This is a genomic window from Mycoplasma feriruminatoris (assembly GCF_000327395.2).
Lineage (GTDB): Bacteria > Bacillota_I > Bacilli_A > Mycoplasmatales > Mycoplasmataceae > Mycoplasma > Mycoplasma feriruminatoris.
Window position 1 is genome coordinate 481,868 of record NZ_CP091032.1, and the last position, 17,012, is coordinate 498,879.

15 protein-coding genes are annotated in these 17,012 nt (G+C 24.6%); 7 read left to right on the plus strand and 8 right to left on the minus strand.

What is annotated here, in order from left to right; genetic code table 4:
- Window positions 1–4: 4 nt before the first annotated feature.
- Window positions 5–820: a hypothetical protein gene (locus tag D500_RS02095; RefSeq protein ID WP_040538512.1), complete on the minus strand. Its 816-nt coding sequence runs from the start codon at window positions 818–820 to the stop codon at window positions 5–7.
- Between the two features lie 92 nt (window positions 821–912).
- Here D500_RS02095 and nagA point away from each other — a divergent pair, with 92 nt between their 5' ends.
- Together nagA and D500_RS02105 are read left to right on the plus strand one after the other, a co-directional pair.
- Entirely contained in the window at window positions 913–2,070 is a 1,158-nt protein-coding gene (gene nagA / locus D500_RS02100; protein WP_008364374.1) for an N-acetylglucosamine-6-phosphate deacetylase, read from the plus strand.
- A 51-nt stretch (window positions 2,071–2,121) separates the two neighbouring features.
- On the plus strand, window positions 2,122–3,078 hold the full coding sequence (locus D500_RS02105; RefSeq protein ID WP_008364372.1) for an L-lactate dehydrogenase: 957 nt from the start codon (window positions 2,122–2,124) through the stop codon (window positions 3,076–3,078).
- Window positions 3,079–3,140: 62 nt separating this feature from the next.
- Here the strand turns inward: D500_RS02105 and D500_RS02110 are convergent, their stop codons facing one another.
- From D500_RS02110 to D500_RS02120, 3 genes are all read right to left on the minus strand, one after another.
- On the minus strand, window positions 3,141–3,896 hold the full coding sequence (locus D500_RS02110; RefSeq protein WP_008364370.1) for an ABC transporter permease: 756 nt from the start codon (window positions 3,894–3,896) through the stop codon (window positions 3,141–3,143).
- Window positions 3,896–4,615 (minus strand): ABC transporter ATP-binding protein, encoded by a 720-nt coding sequence (locus D500_RS02115; protein ID WP_008364368.1) that lies wholly within the window; start codon window positions 4,613–4,615, stop codon window positions 3,896–3,898. The genes D500_RS02110 and D500_RS02115 overlap by 1 nt, the downstream gene beginning before the upstream one ends.
- 176 nt (window positions 4,616–4,791) lie before the next feature.
- Window positions 4,792–5,862, minus strand: coding sequence for a lipoprotein (locus D500_RS02120; protein WP_008364366.1), 1,071 nt, complete (start codon window positions 5,860–5,862; stop codon window positions 4,792–4,794).
- A gap of 275 nt (window positions 5,863–6,137) precedes the next feature.
- On the opposite strand from D500_RS02120, the gene D500_RS02125 reads away from it, so the two are divergent.
- Window positions 6,138–7,304 carry a Myrrcad domain-containing protein gene (locus D500_RS02125; RefSeq protein WP_008364365.1) on the plus strand — a complete coding sequence of 389 codons (1,167 nt, stop codon included), beginning with the start codon at window positions 6,138–6,140 and terminating at the stop codon, window positions 7,302–7,304.
- A gap of 16 nt (window positions 7,305–7,320) precedes the next feature.
- On the opposite strand, the gene D500_RS02130 is transcribed toward D500_RS02125, so the two are convergent.
- From D500_RS02130 to D500_RS02140, 3 genes are read right to left on the minus strand one after another with little or no spacing between them, the layout of a single operon-like run.
- Window positions 7,321–8,118, minus strand: a complete 798-nt coding sequence (locus D500_RS02130; protein ID WP_008364363.1) for an alpha/beta fold hydrolase — start codon at window positions 8,116–8,118, stop codon at window positions 7,321–7,323.
- 7 nt (window positions 8,119–8,125) lie between these two features.
- Complete coding sequence (locus D500_RS02135; RefSeq protein ID WP_008364361.1) at window positions 8,126–8,917, minus strand: alpha/beta fold hydrolase; 792 nt, start codon at window positions 8,915–8,917, stop codon at window positions 8,126–8,128.
- A gap of 1 nt (window position 8,918) precedes the next feature.
- Window positions 8,919–9,713 carry an alpha/beta fold hydrolase gene (locus D500_RS02140; protein ID WP_239759490.1) on the minus strand — a complete coding sequence of 265 codons (795 nt, stop codon included), beginning with the start codon at window positions 9,711–9,713 and terminating at the stop codon, window positions 8,919–8,921.
- Window positions 9,714–9,905: 192 nt separating this feature from the next.
- Between D500_RS02140 and D500_RS02145 the strand changes: the two genes are divergently transcribed.
- From D500_RS02145 to D500_RS02160, 4 genes are read left to right on the plus strand one after another with little or no spacing between them, the layout of a single operon-like run.
- The gene (locus D500_RS02145; protein WP_008364355.1) at window positions 9,906–10,250 is read left to right on the plus strand and encodes a glycine cleavage system protein H; all 345 of its coding nucleotides are present in this window, start codon (window positions 9,906–9,908) and stop codon (window positions 10,248–10,250) included.
- Window position 10,251: 1 nt separating this feature from the next.
- Window positions 10,252–11,100, plus strand: a complete 849-nt coding sequence (locus tag D500_RS02150; protein ID WP_008364354.1) for an SIR2 family NAD-dependent protein deacylase — start codon at window positions 10,252–10,254, stop codon at window positions 11,098–11,100.
- Window positions 11,088–12,125 carry a lipoate--protein ligase gene (locus D500_RS02155; protein WP_008364351.1) on the plus strand — a complete coding sequence of 346 codons (1,038 nt, stop codon included), beginning with the start codon at window positions 11,088–11,090 and terminating at the stop codon, window positions 12,123–12,125. The genes D500_RS02150 and D500_RS02155 overlap by 13 nt, the downstream gene beginning before the upstream one ends.
- On the plus strand, window positions 12,125–13,306 hold the full coding sequence (locus D500_RS02160; protein WP_008364350.1) for an NADH-dependent flavin oxidoreductase: 1,182 nt from the start codon (window positions 12,125–12,127) through the stop codon (window positions 13,304–13,306). Before D500_RS02155 ends, D500_RS02160 begins: the two co-directional genes overlap by 1 nt.
- A gap of 64 nt (window positions 13,307–13,370) precedes the next feature.
- On the opposite strand, the gene D500_RS02165 is transcribed toward D500_RS02160, so the two are convergent.
- The gene (locus D500_RS02165) at window positions 13,371–16,886 is read right to left on the minus strand and encodes a BspA family leucine-rich repeat surface protein (protein ID WP_008364348.1); all 3,516 of its coding nucleotides are present in this window, start codon (window positions 16,884–16,886) and stop codon (window positions 13,371–13,373) included.
- Window positions 16,887–17,012: the final 126 nt, after the last annotated feature.

A 17,012-nucleotide genomic window follows, 5' to 3' on the forward strand; every position in this document is an offset into this window, starting at 1 on the left:
GTAACTATTTTAATGTAGTTACGATTTTTTCTTTTCTCTTTTGTTTTATTTTAAATACTAAGTTATTGATTAATAAAATAATTAAATGATTTAATGATAATCAAATAACAAATATCACTCAAATTAAAATTAAATACCCAACTTTTGAATTACCAATATATGGACTTGTAAAATCTAAAAACTCATAAGGATAAACAAAACCACTTTCAATACTTTTATCTTTTAAATAAATTTGAGCTCTCATTAAAACAAAGATTGTATAAAAAAATGGATAAGAATAAGCTCAAAATAACTCTTTTATATTTTTATAAAACTTTTTAATTTCGTATTTATCATTACCTGATTCAAATAAATAAATAAATAGTAATAAAAGTGGAACTACAAAATGAGTTATAACTGTTGAAAAGATTTGAGTTTTTGTTAAATAAGCAAGTTGTCCAGCAATTGTGTTTCTAAACCCAACTATTCCTATTCAAAAAATCATAAAATCTAATAAGTTTCAATTTAAAACTACATTTCTAGTTTTTTGACTATTAATATTTGATTTTGGATTTTTATAATTAATAACAACAATTAGTAAATAAACAGTTGTTATAATACTTACTTGAACTGAAAAAAAGCTTAATAAAATATCATAATTAATTAATCTTATTGGCTCAGAAGTATTGTATGAATCATAATATCACTTTTCATTTAATATTCCATTAAAAAAAGCATTAATTAAAGTAATAGCAGATAATAACATTACAAATAATTGAAAGTATCATTTTCAATTTACAAATCTACTGTTTTTTAGTTTATGTTTTATGTTGAATTTCATAACACATATATATTAACACTTTATAGTTATGATAAATAGACAAATTATTTAATTGCTAATAAAAAGTAATATTATAAACTTAAGGAGTATTTATGATATTAAAAAACACCAGAATAGTTTTAGAAGATGAAATTATAAATAACGGTTATGTAATTATTAAAGATAAAAAAATAATAGAAATTGGATCTGATTATAAAAAAAAGAACGGAATAGATTTAAATAATAACTGATTATTACCTGGATTTATTGATTGTCATGTACATGGTGGGTATGGTGTTGATTTTGAAACAGGTAATAAAAATAGATTTAAACACTTTGCAGATAATGTAGTTAAAGAAGGAGTTACTAGATATATTCAAGCAAGTGTAAGTAATAGTATTCAAAAAAATGATCAAATTTATAAAGAATTTGGAGAATTTATAAAAGCTAATAATGGTAAAGCTAAATGTATTGGAGCTCATTTAGAAGGACCTTTTATTTCTAAGTTTAAAAAAGGTGCTCATCAAGAAAATCTTTTATTAGAACCAAATATTAATCTAACTAAAAAATGAAACAAGTTATCTAATAATAGTTTAAAAATAGTTACTTATGCTTGTGAATTAGATGATACATCTTATACTAAGTTTTTATTAAAAAATAATATTATTCCAAGTATTGGTCATTCTAATTTAAAAGCTAAACAATTTGATCAATTTTATTTATTAGGAGTAAGACATATTACACATTTATTTAATTGAATGAGTGGAGTTGATCAACATAACCCAGGTTTAGTTGTAGCTAGTTTTAATCATAAAGATGTTTTATGTGAGATTATAAGTGATGGAATTCATTTAGATAAAGAAATTTTAAAAATGATTTATAGTTTTAAAACTGCAGATAATTTATGTATTATAACTGATGCTATGAATGCTAAAGGTTTAGATGATGGTATATATAAATTAGGTAATTTAGAAGTTTATAAAAAAGGTATAGAAATTAGATTAACTAATAATAATGCTTTAGCTGGAGCTGGATCTACTTATGATCATAATATTAGAGTTTTTAAAGATGCTTGTGATATTAAAATGACTGATCTAATTAAAATGACTTCTATTAATATAGCAAAACAATTAAATATTTTTGATATTACAGGAAGTATAGAAGTTAATAAATTAGCTGATTTAGTAGTTTTAGATGATGATTTATATGTTAATAAAGTTCTAGTTGAAGGTAAAATAGTTTTTAAAAATACTAAAAATAAAAAATTATAAAAATTTTTTAGATGTTATATAATAAAACTAGAAGATAGGAGAAAAAACAAAATGAAGAAAACCGCAAATAAAGTTGTTCTTATTGGAGCAGGAGCTGTTGGAACATCATTTTTATATGCAGCAATTAACCAAGGAGTTGCAGAACACTACGTGTTAATTGATGCTTTCCCACAAGCAGCAGAAGGAAACGCTTTAGATCTATCAGATACTTTAGCAGTTTTACCACATTCATTTGCTTCAATTAAAGCAGGAAGCTATGAAGATTGCAAAGATGCTGATGTGGTTGTAATTACAGCAGGAAGACCTCAAAAACCTGGTGAAACTAGATTAGAAATGGTTGCAGGAAATGCAGCAATTATGAAAAGCATTGCAACTGAAGTTAAAAAATCAGGATTTGATGGAATTACTGTAATTGCTTCTAACCCAGTTGATGTTATAACTCATGTATATCAAAAAGTAACTGGTTTTGATCCTCATAAAGTTATTGGATCTGGAACTACTTTAGATTCAGCAAGACTAAGAAGATTAATTGGTCAAAAATTAGATGTTAAACCAGAATCAGTTCAAGCTTATGTTGCTGGAGAACATGGTGATTCTTCAGTTGCAATTTGATCTCAAGCAAACATTATGGGAAGACCACTTTTAGATTATGTAAAATGTGGATGCATAACTTTAGAAGATTTAGATCAAATTCAAAAAGACACTGTTGATATGGCTTACAAAATCATTAACTTAAAAAGAGCTACATTCTATGGAATTGGAGCTTGTTTAACAAAAATAGTTAATGCAGTTTTAAGAGACGAAAAAGCTACTTTAATGGTTGGTGCACAATTAAATGGTGAATACAACAACAAAGGTTTATACACTGGAGTACCAGCAATTGTTGGAGCAAATGGTTGAGAAAGAATTATTAAATGAGATTTATCAAAAGAAGAACAAGAAAAATTTGATAAATCTTGTGCAACTTTACACAAAACAATTGACTCAGTTAAAGATTTATTCGAATAATAATTAAATAATAATAACAACAAAAAATGCAGGTATGACCCCTGCATTTTTTAGTTTATAAATTATTTTTTCTTTCTAAATTTATATATTAAAATAGCACCACTTACAAATATAAATACTAAAACTATAGATATTAAAATAAATACTCATAATTGTGATCCAAATATAAAACTAGAAGTATTTTGTACTCATCCATAATTAATAATACTTACTGGATAAGTATAAGGTAAACATAGTGAAATTATTTTTAAAACATTTGAAGAAATAATTATTTTAATTGGTAAATACATACCACTTAAAAAGGCCGGTGGTAAGTAAAATAACATTGAAAAAGCATTTGCTATTTTATAATCTTTTGCTAAACTTCCAATCATTACTCCAATTGAAGAACATATTATTGATAAAAAGATTACTCCTAAAATAATATATCCAAAATTAATTTGATTTAAATTGATTTGAGAGTGTCAAAAAATTAAAGAAAAGATAAATACTCAAATAGCACTTAATCAAGTAAGAAATGTAAAAAATGAAATAATACTAATAATAAAGATTCAAGGTTTTAAAGGTAGAACTGCTATTCTTTTATAAATAACAGTTTCTTTTAAATCACTAAATGAAATTGATAAAGAAATAATTCCAACAACAGGACAAGCTGAAGCTATGATTCCTGGTATTAAATCAGAAACTTTAAAGCTTGGTACTTTTGATAGAATTGCTAAAAACATGCAAGGAAAGATAAATGAAAAGAAAATGTTATGAAATGATTTTTTTCAATAGTTAAATAACAAGCTATACATTGCTTTAAATTGTTGTAGCATTATTGTATTTCTCCTTTATTTAATTTATTTGTTTTTGATAAATAATATTCTAATAAAGTACCATATTGATCTAGAATTTGATCAATAGGAGCATCATCTATTATTTTTCCTTTATCTAGAAAAATTATTCTGTCACATAATTGTTTAATTTCATCTAAGTTATGACTAACTAATATTAAAGTCATTCCTTTATCTTTAATTTCTTTTTTTAATAAATCTATAATTTCTAGTTGAGCTTCTACATCTAATCCTGTTGTTATTTCATCACCAATATAAATTTCAGGTTTATTAAATAATGAAACAAATAAATTTACTCTTTGGCGTTGTCCTCCAGAAAGTGAAGTTACTTTTTGTTTGTATAATTCATCTAGTTTAAATATTTTAACCATTTGATCAAAATAACTTTTATCAATAATGTTTTTATATAAACTTTTATAAAAACTTATTAATTCTTTTACATTAATAAAGCTTGGATAAGTTTGAGATTGAAAATTTACTCCGATTTTAAAAGCAATTTCTTCTTTTTTAAAATCATATAAAACTTCACCACTAGTTTGAGATTTAGTGTTTGCTATAATTTCACATAATGTAGTTTTACCAGCTCCATTAGCACCAAATATAGCTACACTACTTCCTTTTTTTATTTCTAAACTAACTGGTCCTAGAACTGTTTTTTTATTATATTTTTTAGTAACATTTTTAACTTCTATTAAGCTCATAAAAACCTCACTTTAAAATATTTTTTATATTTTAAACATAAGTAAAAATATAAATTTAGATCATTAATATTTTTAATTAATCCAATATTTTATTCTAGTACTTCTATTTTTAGAGATTTTAAATTTGCTTATTTAAATAAAAAAACTTGCACAAGTGCAAGTTATTATTATGGTTTTTATCTGTTTCTGTTTCTACTATTACCGTTTAATCCGTTTAATCAATCATTAGTAGTTGATGAACCTTCGGCTGTTGGTTTTCTTCTAGGTTGTCTTGAAACTGCAGCATCTGCTGCTTCTTTTTGTCTTTTTCTTAGTTTTTCAGCTTCTAGTCTTGGTGCAAGTTCTTTTTTAAGTCTGTCTTGTTCAAACATAGAATCAAACATTTGTTTTACATGTTCTACTGCGCCTTCTGCAATATCTACATATTCAAAATCAGCATTTTCACTCATTCTAGTTCATCTATCATTTTCATCTTCTTTTATTTTTGTATATGTATCATCAAATAATAATCCAGTAATATTAGCAGCTACTTCCATATCATCTTCAGCATCTAATATTTCTTCGTTTTCATTAGCCATCTCACTAATTAGATCATATTTATGTTTATTTTTTCATAATTGAAGAGCAATTGTATCATCAAATAGTTTTTCAGTACTATCAGAAGCTTGTCTTATAGCATCTGGAACATAGTTTTCTTCATAGATTAATTTATCTATTTTATCCATTTCAAGATCTTGTAACATTTCTTCATAAACTTCTTTGTCAATACGATCTTTTTCAGCTTTCATTCATTTTTGATCGTTTTCATAAACTGTCATTCTGTGTCAAGTATCTAATAAATCACTAGTAATATTTGAAGCAGAATCAAGAGTTTTTTCAAGTTTTGTATTATATGATTTTGTTCAAGCATCTGATGCTTCTTTCATAGTGTCATCAAATAATAGTTTAGTATCATTTGCTGAAGCTAAATTTGCATCTTTAACAGGTTTTTTTACTGGTTTTTTTTCAGGAGTTTTTGGTGCTGGTTTTCCTGGTTCTTTATCATTTTTGTCACCAGGTTGTTTACCTTCACTAGGTTTTTTGTCACCTTCACTTGGTTGTTTACCATCTTTATCTGAATTAGCTGGAGTAGTTTCTGGTTTTGTATTAGCTTGTGTATTTGTATTTTTATTATTACATGCAACAACAAGAGCACCACCACTTGTAATAAGAGTTAAAGAACCTAATATTGTTAATAATTTTTTCATTTTGCCCACCTACAATTTTTGATCTCATTTGTATATGCATAGTCATAATATCTTGCATATATCCTAAGTAATTTTACTATTTTATAGATTTTTTCTAGGTTTTTTGACAAAAAATTGAAAAAAAGGTATTGCATTATTTTACATACTGTTATATAATTACCATCATTTTTTAAAATGAATTAGTACACATCGTACTTTTTAGTATTGAACAAAAAATGAAGTTATGATATACTCTTAATGTTTTGTTTATTTTTAACAAGAATGGAAAAGATTTAATGAAAAAATTACTTACAATTTTAACTAGTACTAGTGCTGTGTTTTTAATAACAGCTGGAATAGTTCTAGTAAACAAACAAAATAATGACAACCTGAGGATAAATTATAATTTTAAATATATTAAAACGAATAAACTTGATTCAACTAGAACAAGATTACTTGAAATTGGTTATTATCAATGAAATGGACATAAAAGAATACAACAAATTCCACCAACTGTTACAGTAATTGCTGCTCAACTTCCTAAAGAAATAACAAGTTTAAGAAATGCTTTTGCAGGTGCAAAACATAACGTAAAATGAGAAGTAAAATGAGACACTTCAAATGTTACTGATATGAATAGTTTATTTTATGGAAGAGATCAATTTAATAGTCCTGATATTTTGGAATGAGACACTTCAAATGTTGTTGATATGGAAAAAATGTTTGCTAATGCTTCCTCTTTTAATCAAGATATTTCAAAATGAAAAGTACCAAAAGTAAAGAAAATGAAAGAAATGTTTAAAGGAGCTTCAAGTTTTACACATAATTTAGCAAGTTGAGAAGTAAGTGAAAATATAGATAATAAAGACTTTGGTTTAGACATGAAGGTTCAACCAAAATGAAAAATAAAAGAAAAAGAACCTAAGTCTATCCCTGCTAAACCTGCTATACCAAGTGTTACACAACCTATATCTCCTAGCATTTCAACCAATCCTTCTATTGGTTATTCTGCACCTACTCAACCAATGAATGATGAAATTAAACCAACTGAACCAAGCATAAAAGAACTGTCATCAAGATCATCTATTGAACCTAAAATACAAGATTCTAATCTAATGCCATCTGATGAACCAAAAGAAACAACACCAATTATAAAACCGAGTTCAACTTCAGAAAATGAAGTTATTGAAAAATCAACAGAGTCATCACCTAAGGAAAACAATTCAATAACAACACCTACTCCAACTTATCCTAAAGAAAACATCCTAACTATTCCATCAGCTAAATCAGGATTAAAAGGAAGATCTAATTCTAATACAAAAGCTATTGTTGGATCAGTTTTAGGAACTACAACAATATTAGGAGCTGGAACAGGAGCTGGTTTTGGTTATTATTATCGTAAAAACTTAAAGGATTTATTTTTAAAACTTAAAAAAAGATGATTTAAGTCTAAACTAGACTAATCATCTTTTTTATTTATTATTTTAATAAAAATGGTTCTAATATTTTAATAAATGAATCTCAATCTTCTTCAAATACCATATGTCCAGTTTTAGGTATATAAGTAGTAATTACATCTTCAACTTCTTTTTGATAATATTTTAAACAAGCTTCTCTATCAACTACTCCATCTTTTTCTCCAAGTATTAATAAAGTTGGAATTTTTATAGTTTTAATTGCTTGATAGATTTCTTCATGTAGTTCTTTTGAAACTAAAGTCTTTCCTAATTTAATTAGTTCATCAGTATTATAATCATTACTTGAAAAATGCCATCTAGCTAATCTCATTCATTTAGGATCATTTGTATATTTTGATGGATCATAATATAAAGAACCTAAAAAATCAGTTGTAAATTCTTCAAATGTTTTTGGAAAATAATCGTGTAAAAAATCATTATTAACTTTTTCACTAGCTTTATTCATAGGACATACATAAACTAGTTTTTTAAATAATTCTGGAGCTAATTTGTAAGCTAATGAAATAGTTCCTCCACCCATAGAATGACCTATTAAAGTTACATTTTTTAAATTATTATTTTTAACAAACTCAACTACTAGTTTTGCAAATTGTAATACTGAAATTTCATGATCTTTTACTGGTTCAACTTTATTATTTCCTGGAAATTGTAGTGCATAATAATTTGATTTAGTTCAATAATTTTTAAAAATGTTAAAAACGTTTAATGAAGCATTAAATCCATGGCAAAAAATTATGTTTTCTTCTTCATTATTATTGTCTTTAAACACATAATCATAATCATAAATTATTTCTTTCATATTAATCCTATTTATTTAAGAAATTTTCTACTATTTTAATAAATTCATCGAAGTTTTCTTCAAAAACTCTATGACCTGTTTTTTTAATTCAGTGCATTTCAACATTTTTTACATGTTCTTTAAAATACTCTAAACACTCATCTCTTAAAATAACACCATCTTTTTCACCAAGTATTAATAAAGTTGGTATGTTAATTGCATCTAATCCTTGTTCAATTAATTCAAAAGTTTCTAGTTTTGGTCTACCAAGTTCAACGATTAAATCATTATCATACATTCTTGGGTTAAACTGTTGTTTTGCTTTTTTCATTCATTCTGGGTTTGAAGTTAAAATGGATGGATCATAATATAAAGATGAAAGTGTGTTATTTATATAATCTTCAAATGTTTTTGGAAAGTAATCTATTTTATATCTTTCATATAATGCTAATTGTGGTTTATTCATTGGAGTTATAAATATTAGTTTTTTAAATAAATCAGGGCGCATTTTATAAGCAATAGCTAAAGTTCCTCCACCCATAGATTTTCCAATAGCAACTACATTTTTAATATTATTTTGTTCAATAAAATCAATTAATAATTTAGCAAATTGTTCAACTGTTACTTTATGATCTTTTACTGGTTTTACTAATTGAGATCCTGGAAATTGAATAGAATAATAATTTGATTTAGTTCAATATTTTTCAAATATTTCAAATGCTTTATATGATGAATTAAATCCGTGAACATAAATAATGTTTAAATCAGGATTATTATTATCTTTAAAAACATAGTCATAATCATAAATTAGTTTTTTCATATTAATTAGTTTTATCTAAAAAGTTTGTAACAATTTTAATAAATTCATCAAAGTTTTCTTGAAATACCATATGACCTGTTTTTTTCATTCAGTGCATTTCAACATTTTTTACATGTTCTTTAAAATACTCTAAACACTCATCTCTTAAGATCACACCATCTTTTTCACCAAGTATTAATAAACTTGGAATATTAATTGCATCTAATCCTTGTTCAATTAATTCAAAGGTTTCTGTTTTTGGTTCTCCAAGTTCAACAATAACATCATTATTATAAACATAAGGATCAAATTCAGCTTTTGCTTTTTTCATTCATTCTGGATTTGAAGTTAAAATTGATGGATCATAATATAATGAACCTAAAGTATTTGTTATATATTCTTCAAATGTTTTTGGAAAGTAATCTATTTTATATTGTTCATATAATGCACGTTGTGGTTTATTCATTGGAGTTATAAATATTAGTTTTTTAAATAAATCAGGGCGCATTTTATAAGCAATACTAATAACACCACCACCCATAGAATGTCCAATAGCAACAACATTTTTAATATTATTTTTTTCTATAAATTCAATTAATAATTTTGAAAATCCAACTACACTAACTTTGTGATCTTTAACAGCTTTAACTAAATTTGATCCAGGAAATTGTAGTGCATAATAATTTGATCTAGTTCAATATTTTTCAAAGATTTCAAAAGTTCTTGGTGATGAGTTATAACCGTGAACAAAAATAATGTTTTCTTTATCATTATTATTGTTTTTAAAAACATAATTATAATCGTAAATTAGATTCATATTTTTCTCCTATATAGTTCTAAAAAAATTTTAATACATTGTTTATGTTTTTTGTTAATAATAAAAATATCAATTCTAATTTCATATTTTAAAAATAATTTAAAAATAGTTTGTTATTTGGATATAAAAATAAGTTTAAAATTAAAATGAAGATTTATATAAAATATAAATTAGACTTGTAGGAAGGTTAATATGAAAAAAGTTATTAAATATCTTATTATTGAAAAAATAGATAATAAAAATGAATATTATTTAAGAATGACTTCAGAAATGCAAGATGATATTGGTACAGTTTCTTATTTACAATTTAAAAACACAGATAAAAAAATGTTAAAAGAAGATGATGTGTTTTTAGCTTTAGAAGCTTCAAAAGCCATTTTGAATTTAAAAATGCCACTTGATGCAACTGTTGTTAAGTGAAATCAAAAAGCTTTAGACAATCCAAAACTAATCAGTTCACATGATGATTCAGAAAACTGAATTATGGTTTTAAGTGATATTGATGAACAAAAATTTATGAGTTTAGAAGACTTTTAAAATGAATACAAATCTTAGTATTAAACAACTTGATGATTTAATTAATCAAAATGATAGTTTATTAATTGCTATTGGATCTGAAATTTATCAAACAAATAAACAAGTTGATTTTGAAAATAATTTTAGTGATTTTATTAAAGAATTTAATTTTATTGATTTTAAACAAGCTAGTGTTTATCCTTTTTTAGATATATCAAATTACTGAGCCTTTTTTTCAAGATATATTAAGTTAAATTATTTTGATAAAAAACTAGATAAAACTTTTATTGATTTAAAAAATTACTTAGAAAATAAAAACTATTTTATTATTACAACTAATAGTGATAATAGTTTAGAACAAGCAGGTTTTGATTTAGATAAAATCTTTTATTTAGATGCTAAATACAATTTATTAGAATGTTCTAATAAGTGTACTGATCAACTTTATACAAATGATCTAGCTATTTTAAATATGGCAAATAATCAAAACAATTTAAAAGTTAGTTTAGATTTAATTCCACGTTGTAGTAAATGTAATAGTTTTTTAAAAGTTCATCAACGTTATTGATGTAGAACTTTTATACAAGATGATCATTTTATTAGTTCAGAAAATAAATATCAAAACTTTATTAATCAAAATAAAGATAAAAAGATGTTATTTTGAGAAATTGGAGTTAATTTTAATAATCAATTAACTGTTAAACAACCTTTTTGAAAAATGGTTAGTCAGTTTAGTAATGCAACTTATTTAGCTATGAATCAAAAAGTTTATCGTATTCCTTTAGAAATTAGATCAAAATCAATTACATATACAAATGATTTACATTTAGCAATAAAAAACTTATTGGAGGTAAAAAAATGGTACTTATAGAACCAATTAGAAATGGTAAATATATAAAAGATGGTGCTTATTGATTAGCTATTCAAATTTGAGCAGCAAGTAATTTAAAAATAGATGATACTATTGTTTTTCCAAGTATTGCAGATCCTCATATTCAAATGGGATATTTCCAAAATCCAGAAGTTGAAGTTAACTTTAAATATTTAAAAGAAAAAAACTTAGAAATAGTTAGAAGAGCAACTGGAGGAGGAACAATTTATATTGATTCAAATTCAGTTAATATTTGTTATTTAATTCCTTATAAACAAGGTAGTGAAATTTTAGGAAACTATGCTAAGTTTTATGAACCAACTATTAAGATTTTAAAAGAACTAGGAGCTAAAAATATTACTCAATCTGGTAAAAATGATTTAACTATTGATGGTAAAAAAGTTTCTGGTGCTGCTATGATGCTATTAGATGATGTGATTTATGGTGGTAATTCATTACTTTATAATGTTGATTATGATGCAATGAGTCAAGTATTAAATCCTAACCGTAAAAAAATTGAAGCTAAAGGAGTTAAATCAGTTTCTCAAAGAGTTGCAGCTTTAAGTCAATATTTAGATGAACCTTATAGAAATTTAGATATTTTTGAATTTAAAGATTTAATGATTAAAAAAATCTTTAATGTTGATGATTTAAAAGATGTTAAACGTTATGAAATGACTGATAAAGACTGAGAACAAGTTGATGAATTAATTAAAACTAGATATAAAAACTGAGAATGAACTTATGGTTTAAGTCCTAGATATGAATATAATCGTGATGCTAGATTAGCAATTGGTACTATTAACTTTTCACTAGCTATTGAAAATCAAAGAATTAGTAAAATTAAAATTAGTGGTGATTTTTTTGCTAAAAAAGATTTACAAGAATTAGAAAAAGCTTTAATAGGAACTAAAATGACTCACGATGACTTATTAAAAGCATTTATTGATGCTGATATTCAAAGTTATTTCTTTAATGAAATCAAACCTGAAGAAGTTGTAAAAATCATTTTAGATGAAGAATAATGAATAAATATGATAAATTATTTGAACCATTTTATTTAAATGGGTTTAAATTAGAAAACCGTTTTGTACTTTCACCAATGACTTTAAGTTTAGCTACTTTAGATGGAAAAATTACAGATAAAGAAGTTGATTATGTTAAAAGAAGAGCTCATTCAGCTCCTTTACAAATTACTGGTGGAGTTTATTTTGATGAATTTGGACAATTGTTTGAGTATGGAATTAGTGCAAAAAGTGATGATGATATACCTAGTTTAACTAGTTTATATCAAGCAATGAAAACTGATAATAATTGTGTAATTTTACAACTAGCTCATGCTGGTAAGTTTTCTAAAACCTCATTAAAAAAATATGGTTATTTGTACGGACCTTCATATGAAAAAAATCATACTCCAATTGAACATGAAGTTTTAGAACTACCAATAAAAAAAATTAAACAAATTATTCAAGATTATAAAGATGCTACTTTAAGAGTAATTAAAGCTGGTTTTAATGGTGTTGAAATTTCAATGGCTCAACGTTTATTAATGCAAACTTTTTTTAGTCAAATTATAAATAAAAGAGCTGATGAATATTCAACATCAACTTTTGAAAATAGATCTAGATTTTGTTTAGAAGTTGTTAAAGGTATTAGAGAAGTTATTGATAAATATGCTCCAAAAGATTTTATTTTTGGATTTAGAGCAACTCCTGAAGAAACTTATGGAGATATATTAGGATATACAATTGAAGATTTTATTAAACTTGTTGATAAAATTATAGAAGTTGGAAAAATCTCTTATTTAGCGATTGCTAGTTGAGGTCATGATATTTATTTAAATAAAGTTAGATCAAATACTAAATATAAAAATCAATTAGTTAATAAAGTAATTTATGATGTTTATAAAAATAAATTACCAATTATTTCATCTGGAGGAATTAATACACCAGATAAGTGTTTAGAAGCTTTACAATATTCAGATTTAATTGGATTAAGTTCAGTATTTGTAGCTGATCCTGAATTTGTATCTAAAATTAAAAATAACCAATTAGATCGAATTAATTTATATGTAAAACAAGAACAATTAGAAGATTTAAAAATTCCACAATCATCATTTCAAGATGTAGTTAATATGTTTAGTTTTTGTGAAACAATACCAAGTGAAACTATTAAAACATTTGAAAAGAACGTTAAAAAAGATTAGATAATAAAAAACCTCTACATCTATAAGTTAGTACTTATAGTAGGTTAGAGGTTTTTATTTTGTGTTATTTTTTCTTTCTTTTTAATATTAAGGCAACTGAACTAATAAGAATAATTGCTAGTAATGTAACACCAATTCCTATAAATGCAGCTTTGTTATTATTTACTTTTTTAACTTCAGGTTTTTTATTATTTGTAGGTGTGGTAGGAGTTGTTGGTTTATTATCAGCTGGTTTATCTGGTTTATTTGGTGTTATTGGATTACTTGGATTAGTTGGCTTATTAGGTTTATCTGGTTTTGGTTCAACTGGTTTATCAGGTTTAACAGGATCAATTATATTTTTATTATTTGAAATTACTGGGTATAAGAATCAATCATCTGTTGTGTTAAATATAGGTTTTTCTCATTTTATAGCTTGCGGTTTTTTAATATTAAATGAAACTAAAACACTACCTATATAATCACTATCTAAACGAGCACTAACTATAGCTGAATTTTTTGTAATATTTGTTACAACTAATTCATAAATATTAATATCTTTATTTAAGCTAGCTAATTTTTTTAAAATTTCATTAGCAGATCTAAAGTTAATTTCTCCTAATTGATCTTTTTTAATTATTTCAGATAAAGTGATTTTATTATCATTAGGATTTATAGGGCGAATTGGAATAAGTGGGCGTATAAATGGTTTATCTGTAGGTGGTTGTGGTTGAACGGGTTCTGACTTTTTAACTGTAAATCAAACTAATATTTGGCCTTCATATACACCATGATGTTGTTTTGGATTAGAACCGGCATTAATGATTGCTGAATTGTTTGAAATGCTTGTTACAAATAGTTCATTAATTTCTAAGTTTGGATTCAAAATACCTAGTTTTTTAAGAATTTCTTTATCGTTTTTTTCACTAATTTCACCTAATTGAGTGTTTTTAATAAATACTGGTAGAGCAATTTTATCTTTGATTTGATTATCTGGTTTTCATTCTTCTTTTCAAGCTTTAGCATTTAAATCATAATTTTCAATAGCAGTTATTATATCTTTTATATTTAAATGTTTAAAACTTCATTTTGATAAATCCTGGTTAAACTCAATAGCGTTTTTAAACATACTATTAAAATCTTTAACGTTTTTAATATCAAAGTTACTAATATCACTATTAAAGTGTTTTGCATCCTTAAACATTTTACTCATATTAGTTACATTAGTAGTATTTCATTTAGATAGGATACTATTAAATTTTGTAGCACCATCAAACATAGATTCCATATCTTTTACATTTGAAACATCTCATGTTTTTTGTTTATTAACTTCTTTAGTATTGATATTTTGATTAAAGTTGACAGCTTCACTAAACATATATGACATGTTAGTTACATTTGAAGTGTTTCAATTAGAAATATCTTTATTAAACTCAGTAGCTCCTTTAAACATTGAACTCATATCTTTAACATTTTTAGTATCTCATTTTGAAATATCACCATTAAACTTATCTGCTAGTTCAAACATACCATGCATATTTGAAACTTTACTTACATCTCAATCTGCTAAATTTTTATTAAATGTTTTAGCGTTTTTAAACATATCTTGCATGTTTTTAACATTAGATACTTCTCATCTTGATATGTCTTGATCAAATTTTGTAGCACCTTCAAACATATTAGACATGTTTATTACGTTTTTAGGTTTTCAGCTTGAAAGTTGATTGTTAAATAAAGTTGCATTTTTAAACATATAACTCATATCAGTAATATTTTCAACATTTCATTGATTCAAGTTTTGATTAAAATTAGTTGCGCCTAAAAACATTGAGTTCATATTTTTAACATTGTCAACTTTTCAATTACTTAAATCTTGATTAAATGCTATAGCATTTAAAAACATAGAACTCATATCAGTTACATTGTCAACTTTATTAAAAATTTTAGAGTTAAATTCTTTAGCATTTAAGAACATTTTACTCATATTTGTTACATTTGATGTGTCTCAACTTGAAAGATCTTGATTAAATTTAGCTGCACCTAAAAACATACCAGACATATCTTCAATATTTGACATATCTCATTTTTTAATAACTTCATTATTAAATTGATTTGAAAATGCAAATAGTTCCTTTGTTGAAGTAATTTCTTTTGGTAAATGATCTGGAACTATTTTTACATCTTTTGGTAGTTTAATAGCTCTAATTTGTTCACCATCATCATAATAACCTAGTTCATAAACTTCAAAATCTTTATCATCTCAGTATGAAATATCTCATTCATTTTCTTTAGATGAAGCATGTTCACCATTAGTTTTTCCTTTAAATTCAACTGCTTTTCATGCTCTTTTAACTGAACCTGGATCTAATTTAATTGTTTGATTATCTAATAAAATATCTAATGATTGGGGTTCTATTTTAATTGATGGATCAAATGTTGTGTCTGTTGAATCAAACTTAAATCTATTGTTTTTTAAAGATTGATTAGCTAATTTAATAGATACAGATTTTAAGTTATTTTCTTTATTTATCTTTTCTTGAAGTTCTTTAAAAATATCTTTGTATTTTTGAGCACTATTTAATTTATTTTTAAAATCTTTATTTCAAATTTCTTTAATTTTATTTGCAATTTCTTTTTGCTTTCTAGGTTCTACTTCTGCTTTTTGTTTTTCGACTTCTATTTTATGTTTTTCAATTAACTTAGTAATTTCTTCATCGTATAAAGAATTAGTAGTTTTTAAATAACTCTTATTTTCTTTTTCAACAATGTCCAAAGCCTGTCTTTTACTACGTGGTTTATAATAGCTAATTCAAGAGGTATTTGTATTTTCAAATTGTTTAATTTTATCATTACTAATTATTCAATTAGATAAGTTTTTATTAAATGAAGTAGTGTCTTTAAACATATTGGTAAAATCAACTACTCTTGTAATGTTAAAATTACTAATATCTTTGTTAAAACTAGTAGCTCCATTAAACATATCTCTCATAGCTGAAACATTTTTTGTGTCTCAATTATAAAGATCACTGTTAAAATTTGTAGCTCCTTCAAACATACTTAGCATATTTCTTACATTTGAAACATCTCAAGACATACTATATTTATTTTTGTTTTTTCAATACTTTGTATTGATGTCTTGATTAAAACTTTTAGCTTTTTTAAACATTCCAGACATTAATGTTACTTTAGAAGTGTTTCAGTTTGAAATTTTTCCATTAAATTCGGTTGCTTCACTGAACATAAATGACATATTAGAAACATTTTTAGTATTTCATTGATCTAAGTCTTGATTAAATTTACTTGCACCTTCAAACATAGATTCCATAACTTCTACATTTGATGTATCTCAATTTTTAATATTTGGATCATTAAAATCAGTCGCATCTTGAAATAATTCTTTTAATGAAGTGATTTCTTTTGGAAGTTCTTTAGGAACTGAAACTACACCATGTGGTAGTTTAATAGCCTGAATTTGTTCACCATCATCATAATAACCTAATTCATAAACTACAAAATTAGTGTCATCTCAAGTTGAAGCATCAAATTCACCATCTTTTGAATCTGTGGTTTCATTATTGTTATGTTTTCCTTTAAACTTCATTGGTTTTCAAGCTTTTTTAACAGCTCCAGTTTCTAAAGAAATTGTTTTACCATTTACTTTAATTACAAATTTTTGATCATTTGTATCAAATTTAAATCTATTATTTTGTTCAGTTTCTTTTCCTAG